12 protein-coding genes and 1 pseudogene are annotated in these 19,930 nt (G+C 46.4%); 3 read left to right on the forward strand and 10 right to left on the reverse strand.

From position 1 onward, the window contains the following. Positions 1-26: 26 nt before the first annotated feature. The 4 genes from B0E43_RS14160 to B0E43_RS14175 all read right to left on the reverse strand — a co-directional run bounded on the left by B0E43_RS14160 (position 27) and on the right by B0E43_RS14175 (position 7,335). Positions 27-1,700 (reverse strand): ribulokinase, encoded by a 1,674-nt coding sequence (locus tag B0E43_RS14160; protein WP_077350819.1) that lies wholly within the window; start codon positions 1,698-1,700, stop codon positions 27-29. Between the two features lie 32 nt (positions 1,701-1,732). After that, positions 1,733-3,181, reverse strand: coding sequence for a DUF3748 domain-containing protein (locus B0E43_RS14165; RefSeq protein ID WP_077350821.1), 1,449 nt, complete (start codon positions 3,179-3,181; stop codon positions 1,733-1,735). 159 nt (positions 3,182-3,340) lie between these two features. Beyond that, a complete protein-coding gene (locus B0E43_RS14170) occupies positions 3,341-5,302 on the reverse strand; it encodes a VCBS repeat-containing protein (protein WP_077351069.1) in 1,962 nt (653 codons plus the stop codon). Between the two features lie 425 nt (positions 5,303-5,727). Beyond that, the gene (locus B0E43_RS14175) at positions 5,728-7,335 is read right to left on the reverse strand and encodes a fucose isomerase (RefSeq protein ID WP_077350823.1); all 1,608 of its coding nucleotides are present in this window, start codon (positions 7,333-7,335) and stop codon (positions 5,728-5,730) included. Positions 7,336-7,500: 165 nt separating this feature from the next. Here B0E43_RS14175 and B0E43_RS14180 point away from each other — a divergent pair, with 165 nt between their 5' ends. Then, the gene (locus B0E43_RS14180) at positions 7,501-8,412 is read left to right on the forward strand and encodes an AraC family transcriptional regulator (protein WP_077350825.1); all 912 of its coding nucleotides are present in this window, start codon (positions 7,501-7,503) and stop codon (positions 8,410-8,412) included. A gap of 71 nt (positions 8,413-8,483) precedes the next feature. On the opposite strand, the gene can is transcribed toward B0E43_RS14180, so the two are convergent. The 3 genes from can to B0E43_RS14195 are packed head-to-tail and all read right to left on the reverse strand — an operon-like array spanning position 8,484 to position 11,044. After that, entirely contained in the window at positions 8,484-9,125 is a 642-nt protein-coding gene (can, locus tag B0E43_RS14185) for a carbonate dehydratase (protein WP_077350827.1), read from the reverse strand. Between the two features lie 12 nt (positions 9,126-9,137). Next, positions 9,138-10,733, reverse strand: a complete 1,596-nt coding sequence (locus B0E43_RS14190; RefSeq protein ID WP_077350829.1) for a SulP family inorganic anion transporter — start codon at positions 10,731-10,733, stop codon at positions 9,138-9,140. A gap of 50 nt (positions 10,734-10,783) precedes the next feature. Beyond that, positions 10,784-11,044 carry a hypothetical protein gene (locus tag B0E43_RS14195; protein ID WP_077350831.1) on the reverse strand — a complete coding sequence of 87 codons (261 nt, stop codon included), beginning with the start codon at positions 11,042-11,044 and terminating at the stop codon, positions 10,784-10,786. Positions 11,045-11,608: 564 nt separating this feature from the next. Between B0E43_RS14195 and B0E43_RS23180 the strand changes: the two are divergent. Beyond that, positions 11,609-12,706 (forward strand): annotated as a pseudogene (locus B0E43_RS23180) (serine hydrolase domain-containing protein). A gap of 64 nt (positions 12,707-12,770) precedes the next feature. Here B0E43_RS23180 and B0E43_RS14210 read toward each other — a convergent pair. Continuing rightward, positions 12,771-16,043, reverse strand: coding sequence for a glycosyl hydrolase (locus B0E43_RS14210; protein WP_077350837.1), 3,273 nt, complete (start codon positions 16,041-16,043; stop codon positions 12,771-12,773). Between the two features lie 207 nt (positions 16,044-16,250). After that, a complete protein-coding gene (locus B0E43_RS14215) occupies positions 16,251-17,123 on the reverse strand; it encodes an alpha/beta hydrolase (protein WP_077350839.1) in 873 nt (290 codons plus the stop codon). Positions 17,124-17,312: 189 nt separating this feature from the next. Between B0E43_RS14215 and B0E43_RS14220 the strand changes: the two genes are divergently transcribed. Next, complete coding sequence (locus B0E43_RS14220) at positions 17,313-18,185, forward strand: PIG-L deacetylase family protein (RefSeq protein WP_077350841.1); 873 nt, start codon at positions 17,313-17,315, stop codon at positions 18,183-18,185. 137 nt (positions 18,186-18,322) lie between these two features. Here the strand turns inward: B0E43_RS14220 and B0E43_RS14225 are convergent, their stop codons facing one another. Further along, on the reverse strand, positions 18,323-19,879 hold the full coding sequence (locus tag B0E43_RS14225) for an arylsulfatase (RefSeq protein WP_077350843.1): 1,557 nt from the start codon (positions 19,877-19,879) through the stop codon (positions 18,323-18,325). Positions 19,880-19,930: the final 51 nt, after the last annotated feature.

The raw sequence follows: 19,930 nt of genomic DNA on the forward strand, positions 1-19,930 counted from the left end.
GCCAAGTAAAAACAATCATTCAGAAACTACTTCGCCTCACGCCCGAATTCCACAAATCCTCCCAAGGCCAAATACTTTTGGTACTTGCACTTGTAATGCTCGACATGCTCGGGTATCGGAAGGAATTCCTCCTGTTTTTTACTTGCAATGGCATCGGCTGCCTGCTGCATGTCCGGATAAATTCCTGAAGCAACCGCCGCATAAATGGCCGCGCCAAGTGCCGGGGTTTGGTCGGATTCAGAAACGACAATCGGCATGTTCAGAATATCCGCCAGGGTCTGCACCAAAAGCGGGGATTTTTTGGCAATGCCACCAATCCCAACCACTTCTTTGATCTCCACTCCTTCTGACTTAAACCACTCGATAATCCGCTTGGAGCCAAAGCAAAGGGACTCGACCAAGGCTTTGAATACTTGCCCATTTCCACTTCCCATATCCAGCCCGGAAATCGAACTTTTGAGGGATTCATTCAGTCCCGGAGATCTCCTGCCATTGATCCAATCGACTGCTAACACTTCCGAATCCAGCGGAACTTTTGCAGCTTCCTTGTTCAGGTAAACCATCAGTTTATCGTTAAGCTCGGCAACCAAACTTTCCTTGGTTCCGGACCCCAGCTGACTGCTTTCCTGGATCAGGTCAAACACTGGCTGGGAAATCAGGCGTTTGTACCAGGCAAGAAAATCGCCGAATCCTGCCTGTCCAGCCTCAAAACCTATCATTCCAGGCAAAATCGAGCCATCAACCTGTCCACTGATTCCTTTGACCGGCTGGGGATTTACCTCATCATAGGAGGCTACCAGCATATCGCAGGTAGAAGTACCCATGACTTTCACGAGCGTTCCGGGTTTGATTCCTGCTCCCACAGCACCTGAATGGGCGTCAATGGTACCCACAGCAATCACAGTGTCAGTGGAAAGTCCCAGTTTTTCTGCCCATTTGGGAGAAAGGTTGCCTGCAGCACGATCAGAAGTCAGGGTTTCAGCCTGCATTTTTCTGCTGAGTTCCGGAAATGCCGGATGGAGTTTTGCCAAAAATTCCCCGGAAGGGAATCCGCTCCAGGACTCGTGCCACATGGCTTTGTGTCCAGCTGCACATCTGCTTCGCTTCAGTTGATCAGGTTTCAATAATCCTGTGAGTTCACCTGCCACATAGTCACAGTGCTCCACCCAATTTGGGTTGATTTGTGCAATAACCGGATTGGTGCGGTAAATGAATAAGATTTTGGCCCAGAACCATTCCGAACTGTACATCCCGCCGGAATAGCGGGTGTAGTCCTCCCCACCCCAGCTTTTGGCCAGACCGGTGATTTCCTCTGCCTCGGAAATAGCCGAATGGTCTTTCCACAGAATCATCATGGCATCGGGATTTTGAGAAAATTCTTCTGTCAAAGCCAATGGGATGCCTTCATCAGTCAAAGGCATTGGTGAGGAACCTGTGGCATCGATCCCGATTCCTTTGACCTGTTTTGAATCGACTCCGGAATCTCTTATTACCGAAACAATGGTTTTTTCCAAACCTTCCAAATGGTCCAGGGGATGCTGCCGGTATTGGCTGCGCGCTGGATTGCAGTATTTCCCTTCTTTCCAGCGTGGAAATTCAAAAACAGAAGTTGCCAGAACTTTTCCTGTTCCGGTATCCACCAAAATTGATCTTACGGAGTCTGAACCAAAGTCCACTCCGATGACATAATTGCTTACCATAGTTAGCTTCTTAGCGATTGATTTGGCCCTTTTTATTGATTAAAGGGATTCAAGAGGAAAATCTGGAAAAAGGAACCTCCTTCATCCTTGACCTTCCTGTTATATACCAGCGTCTGACCCGAATAGGACCAGTTGAAATTGCAGATTTCGCTGTGATTGGACTGGGGTTCTCCACCAACCGGGATGGTTTTGCCGCTGGGCAATTCCGTCAGGTAAACCCGGTTTTGGTAGCCAAAGACTATCCACTGATCATCCGGACTCAAGCTAAAAGCCGTGTCGGGAGAAAAACTGTTGTGGGTGATCTGAACAGGTTCGCCTCCTTCAGGAGAAACCGAAAACAGCTGGACGATGCCATCTTCACCTTTGGCATAAAAGAAAATCCGGTCACCGTTTTGAGAGGCTTTCAGCCAATGTCTCGGACCTTGAACACCGGGAAATTTCTTACCAGAAGTATGAGTTAATCTTCTTTGGGTAAACGATAAGGTCATTTGAGGCATATTGAATTCCGAACCTGAAAGATCGGTCTCTGCCAGGCTTTTCTCCCAATCTTTCGGAATATCAGTAATAAAGACTTCGGTCAATGCTTTCCCTTCAAGCGTGATCACATCTCCCAAATAGGCCATGGCCCGAAAGACTTTCTCACCATTGGACTTGGTATAGCCGTCTTTTCCAACCCAAACTTCCTCGCAGGCTTTTTGAATCTGGTCTGTTCCGGGCTTTGGAAAGGGAGTAACCTCCGCGGCGATAACTGAAAAATTGGCTCCGGAAAACTCCTGGCCCGGAAGTTCAGTCTGAACCTCCACTCCTTTTCCCCTAACCATAAAAGCCACCGTGCGGATATCTTTTACAGCAGGATTGACTTTGGCGGTCATCTCCAGCACTTCGTCGTTGTAGGTATAGCTCAACCAATTGCCATCGGCGGTATAGCTGTAGGCGTGACTTCCGCCCCGCAGCGCACCGGGGGTAAAGGGTTTAGTGATATCCCTTGCGTCCAGGTTGGTGAGGATTGGTTTCTCCGGATTTTCGAGATTCAATCCCATGGAGGATCTTCGGGTAAAATGGTAAGGCTGTTCAGCACTCGCAGACAGCAGGCCCCGGATAAAGGCTAATTCATTTCGTTTGGGACTAAAACTTACAGCGCCTGAACCTGGTCCAAAGGCTTGCTGATTTGGAACGCGATACAGTTCTTTGACTTCGCCGGTTTCCACTTTGACCATGCCGATGAGGTCATTCTCACCCATTTTGGGATCGTCGCTTCTTCCGTCGAAAGCCAGCCATTGGTCATCGGGAGAAAAGGCTTGTCTATGATTTAGAAAATGCCCCTGAGCTCCTTGGGTCAGTTGTTTTTCTTGAGCATTTGGGTTTGGAATCGTGTTCACGGTAATTTGGTTTGCAGGTTGGGTACAGGAATTTATGCTAAAGGCAAAAAGTGCTAATGCCAGTCGGGTTTGAGGAAAAATATCTGATTCTATTAGGTTCATTCTTTAGGTTTTCGATTGTCTAAGTGTTTCAACTTTTCACAATTCCAAGAGATTCAAAAATCCCCCTGCCCCCTTTGAGAAAGGGGGAGTTGGCCAAAACCAAGTTTAAGCGCTTTGGTCTTAATTGAACAGCTTTTTGATCACTCATATTTTTTCGGATTATCGGGAAAGGTGGTAGAAATGCCCGTCTTCGGCTCCGACCAAGACGTCCCAGATTCCATTTTTATTCCAGTCCACAAAAGTGGGGCTGGTGGAATGCCCAGCAAGAATATTGGGAGCCAATTGCCCCTGATGTCTGAAATACACCTTGCCGTTTTCCGACTTGGTCTGCTCAAACAAAGACACATTTAGGCTGTTGACCAACAAATCCAGATCACCGTCATTGTCCCAGTCCAGGATGGTCATGTTTCTGCGGCCGCTTCCTCCGGCTTCCCGATTGTTCAGTTTCAAAACGCCCGGAGTCTCATCCACCACTTCATTTTTGCTGGAAAAAACAGATCCGTTTTCTCCGTAAAAAATCCGCTGACCCGGTAATAGCATCAGTCTTCCCTCGATGGATTTCCGCTCAAAAAAGGCCAAATACCCTTCGTGATCCAGCGTCACCAAGTCCATAAGCCCATCTTTGTTCCAGTCTACTACCATTGGAGTAGTTCTCCATTGGATTACAAGTTCATTGTTGTCAGGCTTCCACCAGTTCCAGGCCGGAGCAGGAACCATGACATTTCCCCAGGCAACTTCCACAGGTTTCGGAGCCAAGAGGGTTCCGTTTCCGGCATTTTTCAGCCATTCTACTTTGCCCCAGATCGAATTGATAATCAAATCGCCTTTGCTGTCTCCGTCCCAATCAGCAACCGAGAGCGTGGTGTAGCCCCATTTGGCTTCGGCAGGACCCTGGATTGATCCATTGTCTCCAGCCTGTACGCGAAAAGGCTTTCCTCCCACTTCCAAAAGCACAGGCTCAGCCCACTGCGGAGCTGGACCGTCTTTTAGGTTTTCGATCCAAGCTACATATCCGGCTGAGTTTCCCGCCACGATATCCAAGTCTCCGTCCAGATCCCAATCATAAGAAACGGGTGTGACCAAAGCCCCAAACTTGAGGTTATCGGCTTTTTGTCTGAAATACTGAGGTGATTCAAAAACCGGTACTCCGGACTGGATCTTTCCGGTATTTCTCATCAGGGCCACCCTTCCGTCTTCATCGCCCACCACCAGATCAGTCCAACCGTCCTGGTCCCAGTCGATTGCCACGGGAATGATCATTTCCAAATCCATTTTGATGATTCCGGAGGAATTGCTGAGGAGTTTTCCTTTTGAAAACTTGGGATTCGAGCGGGTACCCGTGTTTTCGAAATAGGTCATTTTATCCAAAAACTCCCCCGTAATCAGGTCGGAGTCACCGTCCCGGTCAAAGTCCGCCATATTCGGCGAAGGCGCTCCATAGACATCCAAGTCCTTCGCATCGACCTGAATTCTGCCCTTGTTTTGGTAAGTTCCGTTTTGGTTTTCTACCCAATACACAAAGCCGTGAAGTGGACCATTAGTCCATTTTCCTTCGGAATTGAAGGCATTGTCCCAGCCGTAGTCGGTCCAATCGTCCACCCCGACCAACAAGTCCTGATCTCCATCCCCATCATAGTCGGCCATCTTCCATTGGTTGAAGCGGGGCTTTTTGGGAAAATCCTTCAAGATTTCTTCAGCGGGGAAAACAGGCACTGCCTGCTGATCCAATTTTTTGGTAAAATCCTGCAACTCGGCTCCGGGAATCAATACCCTTGCTTTTCCATCGGTATGGGAAACCTGCACTTGCGGAATCGCCGGACCTAATCGGACTGGAGGCTCAAAGTCGGGATAGGTTTCCCCGGATTTGTTTTCAAAAAAATAGAGTCCGTTAAAGGGTTTGTCAGGACAGGAAACTAACAAGTCCATATCCCCGTCTCCGTCGTAGTCCATTGGCAAAGGCCAAGCCCAAAGCCCAACTCCAACAAAGGAAGTTGCTCCAGGATTGTTGTATTTGACGATCTTAAACTCCCCGATTTCCTGGGCAATTAGATCAACGATTCCCGCATTGAATACCAAAAAGAGCAATCCGACGAAAAAACGAGAGGATTTCGGATTTGTCATATGCACAGTTTTTTTGGGAATTAAAGTCAAACAAATTAAGGAATAGCTGAAATTAAAAAGATCTGGACCAAGGGATACCTGTCGGAAATGGACCAATTGATCCCAACTCCTTTCCCAATCCTCTTCTCTTTTGTAGATAACTGGCTCTAGGTATGAAAGAGACTATCCCTAAAAATAAAATCAGCCGGAAACTGTTCTTTTCCCGGCTGATCTTTGTCAATATTCTCCATTTGAATTAGATGCCCTTCCTTCGGAATTCACATGAGGGACATTTCATCCTAAAGATTGCCTCGTTCGTTCCTCACTCGCAATGGCAGATTTGATTTTAACGCGGCCAGATTATGTCAGTCCGAGCACCTGACCGACGAGAGTCGGGAAGATCGAGGACCCTTCGACTCCGCTCAGGGTGACCACGATCACGCTTCTCAGGGCTTTTCTCCGCACCAGAATACATTGATTCCCATGGCCGAAAAGACCTGCGCTTTGAGTTTGGCGGCCTGAATCGCCGAATCTTTATCCTTGGCATAAGCGACCTGAATGTGGTTGGCTTTGTGTTTGCCCATCAGTTGATCTCTGGAAATTCCAGGCAAAACCGCATGCATGATTGGCCAAGCCGGAGTGGTAGCTTCCCATCTTCTTTTGGTTTCTTCCTCCGGCAACAAAACCACTTCTCCTACTCCCAAGTCGCAGCAAAGCTGATCGTTTTCGATATAGACACGGCTCCAAACGATCGATCCGGGTTTGGAAATACCCTTTAAGCTTCCGCCTCCTTTTTGGAAATACATCGGTGGTTGACGGTCGCTTTCTGCTCCGGCATAACCCCCGATAAAGTGTTCAGGTGGTGCAGCTCCTGAAATCAGGAAAACCCAAACGAACTCCTTTTTGCCATTGATGGTAAATTCCTCTCCCCAACGCACATCGTGAAGTGTATTTTCAGGGCTAAGGCCCAGTTTTTCCCAAAGTTGTGTAGTGATCAGCGCATCGATTCCGGCACATTCATCCACCTCGTTGAAGTGAGGCATTGACTTACCTGGGAAAAGCTCTTTTCCGTCCTGTCCATAGACTGGAGGTCTTTCCACATTGTTCAAAAGGCCTTCTACCAGATCACTTGCCGCAACCAGATCTTTTAGGCCCTGCTGATATTGAATACCAATGGTCTCGCAACCGTAGGAATCAGCCATTCTCAGTGCCGCAATGTACATTTTGCACTGCTCCAGGGTTTGACTTTTAGTAAGTTCAAGTTCAGGATTTGTGCCCCAGTTGAATTTCATTCCCTTTGCCAAAAGCCAAGTCAGGACTTCCTCCGCTTCGGAATCGTTCACTTTCAGCATTTCGGCATAAAGCGCAGACTGGCTGAGGCGCTCCTTAAAAAGTCCCAAAGGATTGAGCAGTTTATCGGGAACGATGGCATTGAACATCCCCATACATCCCTCGTCAAATACGCCCATAATGGCTTTTCTTCTCTGGAAATTTTTGGCATAAGCAGCTGCCTCTTCCTTGATTTCAGCTTCTACAGGAATTTGCTCCAATGGAGAAACATGGGAATAGTCATGCGTGATAGTTCCGGTTTTCAGCCATTCTTCCAGCTTGGTAAGGAAAAATTCATCATCAAAATTGACACTCCAAAGCGTGCTGTATTCCACACCAGCTTTGGTCAAAGAACCGTTGAGATTCAACAAACCCACTAGCCCGGAGGATGCTCCGTCAAAATTGGCCAGGGTAAGGATCGGACCTTGGTGGGTCGTCAATCCCGGCAAAACATGGTGGGAATATTGCCAAACACTTTCAGCAACGATGATAGGTGCGGTTGGATCCAGATTTCTGAATACCTCAATCCCCATTTTCTGGGAATCGATAAACCCGTGTTTCTTGATCGGGTCAACTTGGTGACCGCGTGAAACTTCAAATCCAAATTGATTGAGAGCAGCTTCCAGTTTGGACTCCATTGCCTCCTGGTACTTCCATCCGACCTGATTGGCGGAAAGCCGAAGGTCACCACTTGCTACAAGCTGAATTTTGTTTTTTGCGTCCATTTGAACTCGGGTTTATCAGTGTTGAATTTGGCAAAGATGACAAAAAATGGAGGCGGGGATTTATCCCTTTTTGCCAAAAAACTATACTATTTTATCCTGATTTCCAGATTGGGGATAGTCCAAAGGCATAGGATCGGCAGTATTTAAACAAAATCAAATGCCGCTATGAAGCCCCGCTACCACAAAGTCCCCATTGCCCCGGCCAGCTCTTTTGGCATCCGCTATGACAAAAAGCCCAATTTTGGAACCCTTTGGCACTATCATCCCGAGCTGGAGCTCCACTACATCGTCAAAGGTCAGGGCATTCAGTACATTGGAGACACGGTGAGTGGATTTTCGGACGGGGATCTGATTCTGTTGGGAGAAAACCTCCCTCATGCCTGGAGATGCAGCGAGGAATATTTTCAGGGAAATCCCGGCGTAATGGTTGAGGCGATGGTGCTACACTTCCTGCCCACTTGCTTTGGTAAGGAATTTTTGGCTTTGCCGGAGGCCCAGTCTATTCCTGCATTGTTTGAAAAAGCCAAAAAAGGGCTGAAAATCACCGGCAAGACCAAAGAAATAATAACAGAAAAACTCAAAAACCTGCTCGAATCCTCTCACTTGGACCGGCTGATTTACCTAATGCAGATTTTGAAAATCCTCTCCGAGACAGGCGATTATGAAACCATATCCCCGGGCTATGCTTTCAGCCACTTGAACAATATTTCGGAAATGGAGCGGCTGGAAAAAATCTACACCTACGTCATGGGGCACTATCGCCAAAACATCAGCCTGGAGCAAATGGCCTCCATTTCCAACCTCAGCATCACCAGCTTTTGCAGGTATTTCAAAAAAATGACCAACAAATCCTTCTTTGAATTTCTGATCGAGGTCCGGATTTCCAATGTCTGCAAAGGCCTGATGGAGGACAGGCTCCCCCTGGAAATCATCTGCTCGGAATGTGGCTTCCAAAATGTCAGCAATTTTTACAGGCACTTTAAAAAAGTGACGGGAATGACTCCTTTCGCCTACAGAAAGACCACTGCCTCCGGCCTCAAACCTTCCTCCAGAAACCAACAATTCGCAACGCTATAAATGAAAAAGCTCCGGTTACCCATTGGCACCGGAGCTTACTTAGCGGTCTAAGTTTTCACTGGACGAATATTCTATTTTATGTTCAGTTGATAAACTGCATCCAAGGTATCATTTGATTCAATGTTCACCCCAAGATCCTTGATGACTCCGGAGCCCACGCCATATACCCACCCATGGATCGTAAGCGGCTGATTGTTTCTCCAGGCATTTTGCACGATGGAAGTCTTGGCCAAGTCATGAACCTGCTCTACGACATTCAGCTCCACAAATCGGTTGAACCGTTCGGCTTCATCCTCAATCTTATTCAGCTCTTTGTGGTGAAAGCGGTAGACGTCCTTGATATGCCTGATCCAGTTGTCGATCAATCCGATGGTGTCTGAACCCATTGCTGCCTTGACTCCACCACAGCCATAATGTCCGCAGACAATAATATGCTTTACTTTCAGGACGTTCACCGCGTAGTCGAGTACACTCAACATATTCATGTCGGAATGCACGACCATATTGGCAATGTTACGGTGGACAAACACCTCGCCCGGCTGCGCTCCTATGATTTCATTTGCCGGCACTCGGCTGTCTGCACATCCGATCCACAGCAAAGGTGGCTGTTGTCCGTTGGCCAGTTTTTGGAAATATTCGGGATCAACGGACAGCTTGGAGGCTACCCAATTTTTGTTGTTTTCAAGAAGTTGATTATAAAATAAGTCGTTCATTTTGAGATACGTTTAATGTGAAGCAACGGGAGAGTCCCATCCAAAGAAAGCACTGTAACTTTCCGGATTTTCAACACTCCCTTTGGTTGAGATCAGTTTGACGCGGATGTTCCGCTCTTTGGCTTTGGAAGTGAAGTCTTCCAAAATTTCAATGACGTCGTAATTGATACGGATTGTTTTTCGTACATCCAGCTCGAGGAAAGTCCCCTCTGGCAGGTTGCTGAGTTCTCTCAGAATGGCCCCTTTGTTTAGAAAGGATAATTCCTCCGCCAAGGTCATGTAGATGTGGTTTTCCACACTCGAATCCTTGACAATATTGAGGAAGTGCGAGTTTTTGTAATTCTCGATTAAGATAAAGATTATCGAAACGGCCATCCCCAATGCAATTCCCACCAGGATATCAGTAAAAACCACCCCGATTACCGTCACTATAAATGGCAAAAACTGGGATCTACCCAATTTATACATGGCTTTGAACATTGCAGGATTAGCCAATTTGAATCCTACCATCAATAAGACTGCCGCCAAAACCGCCAATGGAATTCTGTTTAGTAAGCCTGGAATGAGGATGACTGCAAGAAGAAGGAAAAGGCCATGGAAAATCGTTGACAACTTGGTTTTTCCGCCTGACATCACATTGGCAGAAGATCTGACAATTACCTGGGTCACTGGAATTCCTCCGATCAATCCTGAAAGGATGTTTCCTGTACCCTGAGCAAACAGTTCTCTGTTGGTGGGTGTCACACGCTTTTCTGGATCAATTTTATCCGCTGCTTCTACAGAAAGCAAGGTCTCCAAACTAGCCACAACAGCAAGGGTGAATGCGACTGTCCAGACATCCAAATTGGTAATTGCTCCGAAATTCGGCAAGGTAAACTGTCCGATGAACATGTCCAGGTTTTCCGGAATGGGCACATTGACTAAATGCGAGGCTTCTATGTATAGATAGGAACCTTCGGGAATCAGACTTTGGAACACCAAACCTACAATCACTGCCACCAATGAGCCGGGAATGAGTTTGAATAGTTGGTGCTTTTTGGTCAGCACTTTGTCCCAAAGAATCAGAATGAGCAGGGAAACCAAGGACAGGACAATAGCTCCGGGGGTAAGCGAATCAAGCATTGTCGAAAGAGTGGAAAATGTATTTTCCCCATCAGCCTGGACAAAACTTTCATCCCCTTCATAATCGGCATCATGCCCAAAAGCATGAGGGATCTGCTTCAGAACGATGATAATTCCAATCGCAGCCAGCATTCCTTTGATTACTGCACTCGGGAAATAATAACCGATAACACCTGCTTTTAAAACCCCAAATACAACCTGGATGACACCAGCAAGAATCACTGCAAGAAGGAAATTTTCAAAGCTTCCGAGGGTGCCTATGGCTGTCAATACGATCACCGCCAAACCTGCGGCCGGTCCACTGACTCCAACAGAAGAACCGCTGAGAGACCCTACGACCACGCCGCCAATAATTCCGGCAATCAATCCTGAAAACAAGGGAGCACCACTCGCCAATGCAATACCCAAGCAAAGGGGTAGTGCTACAAAGAACACAACAAGGCTTGCCGACAAATCCTTGCCGACATGCTTAAATAAAGAAGACATACATTTAATTTAAAATGAGAAAATTGCTCAGGAGACCCTGAGACTGGCAATCAAGAAAAAAACTGAAAGTTGGGAGGGGGGACATGGATCTCCTGCACATAGCTGGAAAAACCGTTTGAATTCTGGGTGAAATAAAAAGTGCTGTCAATTTTCAGAAATGGGTGTTCCAATGAAAAAGCCGGAAGCATGTATTCATTGAACATCTTTACCTCTTTTTCCAGAAGTTCCTGAAGAGGATTTGTCTCTACGAGTTCTTCAGCAGTGAGTTGGATCTGTCCATAGTAAGTGCAGGCAATCAGATTGATAGCCATTAAAAAACTAAAGAGGATCAGTAATTTTTTCAAGGGGTGCTTAAACTCTGTTAGAGAATCTCAGTTCGCAAGAACAACAATTCTAGGGGATGTCCTACGGGAAAACCGATTATTTGAACAGCAATTTTAAAAAAATGTTTTTCTGTTGAAAAAATTTTTTCGAAAAAATCAGCCAAAAGCCCACTCTTTTCAGAATTGAATTGTCCTGTTTGGCAGAAAGTATTCCAATCATTTCCAAGACGATTTTACCTGCTTGGGAGCACTATTCACGAAAACCCTATTTCAATTATATGATTGTCCGGAATGACATATGTAGCCAAATTATATTTTAGCACTTCGACCAGGTCGGTGACAGCACCTCGACATACTTCGACAAGCTCAGCACAAGTGCTCGGTGTCCGGGAGACTTCAGGTCTGGTAGGAGGGGGATGGAATGCGGCTTCGCCGCATTCCATCCCCCTCCTACATTCAAAACAAAGTTCCGGTGGTCGAGCTTATCGAGACCATTTCGCAAATTTTGAATACTGGTGTAAAACGGATATTCAGATTGAATTAACTTTCTGAATGAAAAAAATCACTTCTCTCCTATTCTTTTTCATCGGGCTTACCAATCTATTCGCCCAGAAAAATCCAGATACCCAAGTTCTTCAAGCCATTTTAGAAACTCAACTGAATCAGGATATCCCGGGAATTCTTTTAGATGTTCAGTCGGGAAATAATGACATCAATTGGTCTGGAGCTGCGGGAGTTTCTGACAAGGCAAACAATGTAAAGCTTCTCCCTGTGCAGACCTTTCGGATTGCCAGCGTGACCAAAACCTTTGTCGCTTCTTCCATTTTGAGGCTTTGGGAGGAAGGAAAACTTGATTTAGAAGACCCGATTTCAAAATACATCTCTGCCGGGCATGCCGAGATTTTGAATCAGGATTATGAGTTGGACAAAATCAGCATCTTGAATGTTTTGAGGCACAATGCCGGATTTTTTGACCACACCCATGCTCCGGTTTTCTTCGAAAAAGTACTTCAACCGGGAGGCTACGAATGGACCAGAACCTAGCAATTGATGCTTTGTGTGGAAGCCGGAGATCCAGTTGGTTCCCCGGGGGAAAAGTTCAGCTATTCGGATACGGGTTACATCATTTTAGGTGAAATCATCGAAAGGATTTATGGAAAAACTCTGGGGCTAGCCATACCGGAAATCCTTGATTTTAAAAAGTTGGAGCTTGAAAACATTGCCTTTGAAGGACTAAATCCAAAAGTCGATCAGGCCAGAATTCATCAGTATTTCCAGGGTCAGGACACCTACCTCCTTCATCCTACCATGGATTACTTTGGCGGAGGCGGACTGCTTTCCACCACAGCAGACCTGAGCCGCTTTTTTCTGGCTTTGTTTCAGGGAAAAGTTTTCAAAAATCCATCCACTTTGGAGAAAATGCTTCAACCTGTTTCCTATTCTGAAGTGCCAATGATGGACTATCGGATTGGAATTTATCGGATTGAGATCAATGGCGTGGAAGCTTTTGCACATGCGGGATTTTGGGGAACCCAGGTCATTTATTTGCCAAGTTTGGATCTGGCAATGGCCACCAATTACAGTCAAATCTGGAAAGGAAGAGTTCCGCCTGTTTTTGGAGAGGTTTTGAAAGTGTTGTCTGATCAATAAAAAAGTCCCGCTTTGGATCCAAAAAGCGGGACTTGCAAAAACTTCCAATTCATTTTTTTCAGGTCTATTCCAACTTGACCACCCGCACCGGCCCCAGCAAACCCGATGGAACCAAGGGTGAATCAGCCCTGTAAAACGGCATGGTGGTAAATGTGGTCTTTTGGGCACCCGGCTGGGCATCACCGATCAGACGATTGACCCAGGTATTCACCACGCGGATTTCAATTTGGTTTTCGCCCGACTTGAGTGCCTTGCTGATGTCGATTCGGAATGGCGCTTTCCAGACAATCCCCAAATTCTGGCCGTTGATGATGACTTCCGCCAGATTCTTCACACTTCCCAAATCCAGGATGTAGGCGGAGGTATTTTCTTTTTGGAAAAGGTTGAAGGTTTTGGAATACCTAGCCGTGCCGGAGAAATATTTGATATCGGAATCTGCATGCTCCGACCAAGAAGCCAAAGTGGTTAAATCCACCTTTTTTGAGTCGAAATCAACTACCCAATTTCCCACCAATTCGGCGGCTAAACTTTCTTTTTTCTCAGGCAAAGTCAAAGAAGCTTGGGAAGTTGGCTCTCGGAACAGGATGAAAAACGCATCCCAAGACTCAAATTTCAGCGGTATCACAGTACGTCCATTGGTGATTTCGTAGGAAACTTCCCTAACACTCCCGTCGATTGGATTCCAAAGCATGGGCTTCTTGCCAGTGGTTCTGAAACTTACAGTAGCAGTGGTAGGATCTACGCTGCGATTGTTGAACCAATAGATTTCTTCGGAATCGGTTTTTCGGTGACGGAAGAGGATTTTATGGTCGGTACCGGTGATTTGCACATCAGCCAATACGGAGATCTTTACGTCCGGACCCACATTTTCCATTGCCCAGATTTGGTTGGCCAAAGCTTCAAAATCCGCCTGATTGTCAGAAATACTCGGAGACATTAGCGGCATTCTCCCGATGATTTTCACTCCGGCATCTGCGAGAATTTTGAGTTTTTCCAAAACAGGAAAAGTCATCAAAACAGCACTCTCATCCAGCATCAGCACTTCGTAAGTATTCCCGCTTATGGCTTTCAGCTTTCTGTTTTCGGCTTGAATAGCCTCCTGCAGAGCCGTGGCATTTACAAAATCAAACTCATAGCCTTTGGGAATTTCAGGCAGTTTTTCCCTGGCCACCCAAGTGATGTTGGTGTTTTCTCCATAGAAATAAAGAATGTCTGCCACGTTTTCCCCCTGTTGCATCAAATAGGAACTTCGTCCCAAATAATCCATCCAAGCTTTTGCCATGTCAGCCCAGGATTCCTGACGGCTGAAATACTGCCCAAAAGGACCGAGAGAAAATCCGGGTTTCTTGTCGTCCAAAGGCTGATGTACCGAAGTGTGGATCACAAACCGGTTGAGTCCGGAGGCCAACTCCAAATCCGCAGTCCGCTTGAGTCGCTCGGGATATTCCTGAAACGGCCGACCCACCGAAGTCATAGATTCAGCTGCTACGAAAGGCTTGCCGTAAATATTGGCCACCGAAGCTGACTCCCGGATATCTGCCTCGCTACGCACTTCCTCATCCGCCCCTCCTGCCAAACTGCCGGGCGTCCACATAGCAGACATCGGAATATCCGCATGCCTCTTCACATCCATCCCATCGGCAAGGTAAATCCGCTTGTTTTCATGCGATTCGGTGTAGCGTTTCATCCCGCGCTTTTTCAGCTCCTCCCCGATGACATCGTAATGATTATCGGAAATGAGTTCGCCAATCGTTTTTCTGAAATCCCAGAGGAATTTTTCGCTTTCCTCCAGGCTGTTAACAACCCTTCCGGTTAATGCTGGCAAATATGGGATCAGACTATAACCTCTCCTTTTCTGAAATTCCGACGGAAAATCCGCCGACCAATTCATGTGACCGGCCTCGTAGCTGTCCAGGACCATGTACCCCAATCCTCCGGAACCCAACTTGCCTCCGGTCGCACTTTGGTACAGATCCAGGTAGTGATTGATGTAGCGACGGACAGCGTTTTCATCCAGTTTGTCCACCTCCAAACCCGTGGCCTCAGGTGAAGCGGGATGGTTTTGGCGGCCTGTCAGAGAATAGCCCAAGCGGATGATTTTCCATTTCCCGGCAGGCACATCCCAGGAAATGCTTCCGTCAGCTTTCATTTTATCACTCAGATCGATCACTTCTGAAGGTTCGATCAAATCCTCCAATCCTTCCAGAAACTTTACATTTGCCAAAAGATAATCCTCTGACCAAGGTGAAAATCCGGCTTTATCCTCCACTTGATCGATTCGCGAGGAGGTGTAAAGTTGGAATTCAGCCACATTTACCCCGTCGGGTTTTTCCTGAGGTGGCATGCCCGCCATCGCCGCAAAAACATTGGGCTGAATGGGTAAGGTTTCGTAAGTAATCCTCCAATATTTCGCGGTAGTAACCGGAATTGAAACGGAATTAAATGGAACGGTACTTCCGGAAACCGTGGCGATTGTTTTGAAATTGACTCCGTCATCGGAGACTTTGAGGCGACGGTTTTCCGGTCCACCGTTAAACTCCGCCAAAGCACCATTCATTGCTCCCGAGATGCTAAAAGCCCGAAAAGTCTGAGGCTGGTCAAAGGCATATTGGATCCACATATCCTCCCCGATTTCCATGGGAGGCAAAAAACCGGAGGCTGCAATACTTCCGTCCAAAAGCAGTTGAGAATCAAAATCTCCACCGCTAAGGGTGATTTTCGGATTCAGTTCTTGGATGGTTTTCTCAGAATCTGACACCCGATAGGCAACTACCAGCGCATCCCTGTAAAAGCTTGGTACCTCTCCGATAAAACTGCCGGACATTCCCCCACCTTCCAGATGGGCATCCTGAAATTTCCCGGTTTGGTCGGAAGGCTGGGGAAGTTTCCCTTGGAAAGCTTTTCCACCTTCAACCAGAGTTTCAGACCAGACATATTTTTTCATAGCATCCTCTGGCTTAACCCATGGACCCCCGGTTACGCTCCATCCGGGCGAACCCGCAATTGCCATTTCAAGACCCTTTTCTCCTGCCAAATCCGTTGCAAACTTGAATGCGGCTTTCCACTCGGGAGTCATAAAAACCAGCTTTTGGGGGACGACTACAGGGGTGAACAGGTTGGCGTCGAAGTTTTGGAAGCCCCCAATTCCGGTTTTTTCCATCCATTCCAGATCCTTTTGGATCCCTTCTTGGGTGATGTTGCCATTCATCCAGTGCCACCAAACCCGTGGTTTAGCTTCGTTTGTGGGATTTTGGAACTTGGAGAAAAGCGGATCCTGCTGGGAAAAAGCGGCAGTTCCAGAAAGAAATGCCAAGAGGAATGCAGCGGACTTTTTCATAGGAATGGGTTTATTAGGTTTGAGTTAGTGACAAGAAAAGAAAAGACCATCCTGTACCTTAATGCCTAAAATCCTGGATACGAATTTTTTAAAACCATTAAGAAATTTAGGAAATTGAGCTGTATTGAAACCATTAGCAAAAGCGCTAAGACCAAAAGATCTTAATTTCTTAATTCTCTAAATGTTTAATCCTAAAACCTAAGGGCTTCAAGGAATCAGCTTCCGCTTTCTCAGCCAGTTTTCAAAGTTTTGAGTCCACATATCGGAGGTAGTTCCTTTGGGCGAAAAACCAAAACCATGGTCGCCTTTTTCATAGGCATGAAGTTCTGTAGGCTGTCCGTCAGCCACCCACTCCTGATAGAGCTCGATGCTGTGAGGCAAAAGACCCAAACCGTCATCCGTGGCCACCGCGATGAAAATCGGCGTTTCCTTCTTTGGCATATCCTTGCCCACCACCGCTTTTTTGTAGAGGTAAATCGGAGCGATAAAATCCGGTTTCCACTTTTCCTCCGCACTGAGCATCACAGACATGGTCACCGTACCTCCTGCAGAGAAACCCATAAAGCCGATTTTTTCCGGATCGAGACCCAATTTGGCTGCGTTGGTTCGCACGAATTTCATCGCCTCAATCCCGTCGTTTTTGGCCATTTCGACCACCGGGGCATTGATCGAGTCAAGCTTGTCTTTGTTTTGCATCAGGGGCATAAGCTCAGCAAAAGGGTTGTCGGTTTCACTTTTCACCACCCGATACTTCAAGACAAATGCCTCGATTCCAAGCGAATTGAGCCATTCGGCCACTCGGATTCCTTCATTATCGATGGACAGAATATGAAATGCCCCACCCGGCGCCACGATGATGGATGTGCCATTTGCCTTGTCTTTGGGTGCAGGATAGTGAAGCAAAACCGGCTCTGAGACATTGTACAACATCCGGTTATTGGGAAAAGGCGTGATTTCTTTTTCGGACCAGTTCCAGGTTTCTGAACCAGGTGCTTTGCCGGGATAGAGTTTGATCACCTGTTGAGAATACCCCAAAGTAGAAATGGAAAATAGCAGAAGGAACAGGGTTTTAATTTTCATAATTAGGAAGAGTGCAGAGTTGGACAGAAGACAAAACAACTTTCTAATGTAACAAAATGAGACAATAAAACTATCCGGTCGTTAAACGGAATAAAAGATCATATCAGGAACGGAAAAAGAGTCTTTCTTCGGTTATTCAATGGTTATTCCAAATGATCTTGGTAATTTCTGGAACTTATTCCTTGCACTATGAAAAATATCTTTCTGATCACGATCCTTATTCTGAGCGCCTTGACTTTGGCTTTTTCCCAAGAAAAACCCTTAAAAATCATGATGATCGGAGCCCACCCAGATGACTGCGATATCAAGGCCGGAGGAACCGCTGCACTTTTTGTCCAAATGGGCCATGAAGTCAAATTCCTGTCTGTGACCAACGGAGATGCCGGGCATATGGAAATGGGCGGTGGAATGCTCGCCAAGCGTCGATATGATGAAACTCAAGAAGTGGCAAAAAGACTGGGAATCCAGTATGACGTCCTCGACAATCACGACGGCGAACTTCTGCCAACCCTTGAAATCAGACTCGATGTCATCCGGAAAATCCGGGAATGGGACGCGGACGTGGTCATTTCCCATAGATCCAATGACTATCACCCTGACCATCGCTATACCGGAATTCTTGTTCAGGACGCCGCTTTTATGGTCGGCGTTCCCAACATTGCCGCTGACACTCCGCCTTTGAGAAAAAATCCGGTTTTCCTTTATTATCAGGATCATTTCCAAAAACCCAATCCATTCGAACCGGACATAGCCATCGACATCACATCCGTGATTGACAAAAAAATAGATGCCCTGGATGCCCATGTATCGCAGTTTTACGAGTGGCTACCCTGGATCGCAAATGACCCTGATGTAATTCCTGAAGGAAAAGAGGCCCGAAAAACTTGGCTCAAATCCAAACGCACTTCTGCTCCAAATCCCTCCGTGATCAAAGGCTTGGAAGAATGGTATGGCCCTGAAAAAGCCGCGCAGGTGAAGTTTGCCGAGGCTTTTGAAATCTGTGAATATGGGACTCAGCCGGACAAAGAAGAACTCAAAAGACTTTTCCCGATGCTGAAATGAAGGATTTCCACCTTCAAAAATCCCTCTTCTTAAAAACCCTCAAGGCAAAGTACAGGAGAGCGGATAAGTAGGAAATAGCCATGTTCTTTTCTATGAAATTCGTGTGAACCCAGTTTAATTATTCACTCTCCAAATCTTCAATTCTCCCCTCTGATTTTATTTAGCAAAGCACCTAATTCAGCGACTTTTTCAGGATAATTCAAAAAGAGATTATCCTTTTCCAGTCGATCTGAGTCGATTCGATAGAGTTGTCCGGTCGGCCCTCCGGGCTCAGGCTTAATCCGAGAAGGATTTGTAAATCCACCGGAGCCCAATCCTTCAATATACTTCCAGCCTCCACTTCGGATCGCATACAGGTTTCCGGAGGAATGATGGACCATTGAAGTGCGGTGAGGTTTTGAAAAGTCACCACGGAGTACTTGTAGAAAACTCTCGCTGTCCAATACCTGATTTTCAAGTACCTGTCCTTCTGTAAGTTCCGCCAGAGTGGCAAATAAATCTGTTAAACTCAATAAATGAGGATATTGAACATTGCCTTTGATTGACCCAGGCCAGGATATGATCAGTGGAATTCGATGACCACCATCCCAAACATCACCTTTTTGACCCCTGCTTCCCGAATTGGAGTTGTGACCAGACAAGGTGATTTCTTCCAAGGGCCAATAAGCGCCGTTATCACTCGCAAAAATCAACAGGGTATTTTCATTGATTTGGTTTTTGATTAAGGTTTCTTTTATCCTGGCTACTATATCGTCTATTTCAAGAACAAAATCTCCGTATAATCCTGCCCCTGATTTCCCCTTAAACTTTGCCGAAGGCATCCATGGCGTATGCGGACCTGTCAGGGGAAGATATAAGAAAAAGGGATGGTTTGGATTTTTACTAGTTTGAGTTTCGATAAATGAGATCCCCTCCTTGAGAAGTGTAGTTTGACAATTTTCCATTCGGAAGTTCTTGGACATTTCCCCCAGTCTCCACCAGACCCCTTTCTCCCAATACACAGCCAGGCTGTCTGTATGTTTTTTGTCCCAGGCATAGCGGGTATCCTCTTTTTTGGAGGGATAGACCGAGGTAGTCAGGACCACATCCAGGTCAATTACTTGGCCATTTCTGAGAAAAACATAAGGGGGAATATCCAAGGAGGCAGGATGGACAAATGAGTAGTCGAAACCAAGGCTATTTGGACCCTTTTTGACAATTTTCGAATAATCAACATTGGAGTAACCAGTTGTTTGATCAAGACTTGCTGGCAGTCCATCTTTTGTTTGCCATTCCAAACCCAAATGCCATTTTCCAACAATAGCAGTGATATAGCCCGACCTTTTAAGCAAGGAAGCGAGGGTTTCTCTTCCCGCTTCGATTACCTGCCCATCAAATCCGCCTATTCCATAAGCTGCTGATTTGGACCTAAAAGCATATCTACCAGTGAGCAGGCCATATCTGGAAGGAGTGCAAACAGACGCGCTTGAATGAGCATTGGTGAATGAAATTCCTTCCTTCACCATCTTATCCAAGTTGGGAGTCTGTACTCGGGAATCAGGATTCAATGCACTGATATCTCCGTATCCCATGTCATCAGCAAAAATGATGATTACATTGGGAGCCTTGGAAAGAGTCACATTCTGGCCAAAGGCGGATGTTACCAAACCAATTACTCCCAAAACAAATCCTAAAATCCTTGAATTTCTAACCATTGAATGACTTTGCGATTCAGTGATATTAGGCCTTTAGCGTGGGCAAAACAA

This window comes from Algoriphagus sp. A40, assembly GCF_002002735.1.
Taxonomy (GTDB): domain Bacteria; phylum Bacteroidota; class Bacteroidia; order Cytophagales; family Cyclobacteriaceae; genus Algoriphagus.

What these genes read in the sequence shown, in the direction of transcription:
- B0E43_RS14160 (WP_077350819.1), bottom strand. Translation starts at nt 1,700, where the DNA reads ATGGTAAGCAATTATGTCATCGGAGTGGACTTTGGTTCAGACTCCGTA.
- B0E43_RS14165 (WP_077350821.1), bottom strand. Translation starts at nt 3,181, where the DNA reads ATGAACCTAATAGAATCAGATATTTTTCCTCAAACCCGACTGGCATTA.
- B0E43_RS14170 (WP_077351069.1), bottom strand. Translation starts at nt 5,302, where the DNA reads ATGACAAATCCGAAATCCTCTCGTTTTTTCGTCGGATTGCTCTTTTTG.
- B0E43_RS14175 (WP_077350823.1), bottom strand. Translation starts at nt 7,335, where the DNA reads ATGGACGCAAAAAACAAAATTCAGCTTGTAGCAAGTGGTGACCTTCGG.
- B0E43_RS14180 (WP_077350825.1), top strand. Translation starts at nt 7,501, where the DNA reads ATGAAGCCCCGCTACCACAAAGTCCCCATTGCCCCGGCCAGCTCTTTT.
- can (WP_077350827.1), bottom strand. Translation starts at nt 9,125, where the DNA reads ATGAACGACTTATTTTATAATCAACTTCTTGAAAACAACAAAAATTGG.
- B0E43_RS14190 (WP_077350829.1), bottom strand. Translation starts at nt 10,733, where the DNA reads ATGTCTTCTTTATTTAAGCATGTCGGCAAGGATTTGTCGGCAAGCCTT.
- B0E43_RS14195 (WP_077350831.1), bottom strand. Translation starts at nt 11,044, where the DNA reads ATGGCTATCAATCTGATTGCCTGCACTTACTATGGACAGATCCAACTC.
- B0E43_RS14210 (WP_077350837.1), bottom strand. Translation starts at nt 16,043, where the DNA reads ATGAAAAAGTCCGCTGCATTCCTCTTGGCATTTCTTTCTGGAACTGCC.
- B0E43_RS14215 (WP_077350839.1), bottom strand. Translation starts at nt 17,123, where the DNA reads ATGAAAATTAAAACCCTGTTCCTTCTGCTATTTTCCATTTCTACTTTG.
- B0E43_RS14220 (WP_077350841.1), top strand. Translation starts at nt 17,313, where the DNA reads ATGAAAAATATCTTTCTGATCACGATCCTTATTCTGAGCGCCTTGACT.
- B0E43_RS14225 (WP_077350843.1), bottom strand. Translation starts at nt 19,879, where the DNA reads ATGGTTAGAAATTCAAGGATTTTAGGATTTGTTTTGGGAGTAATTGGT.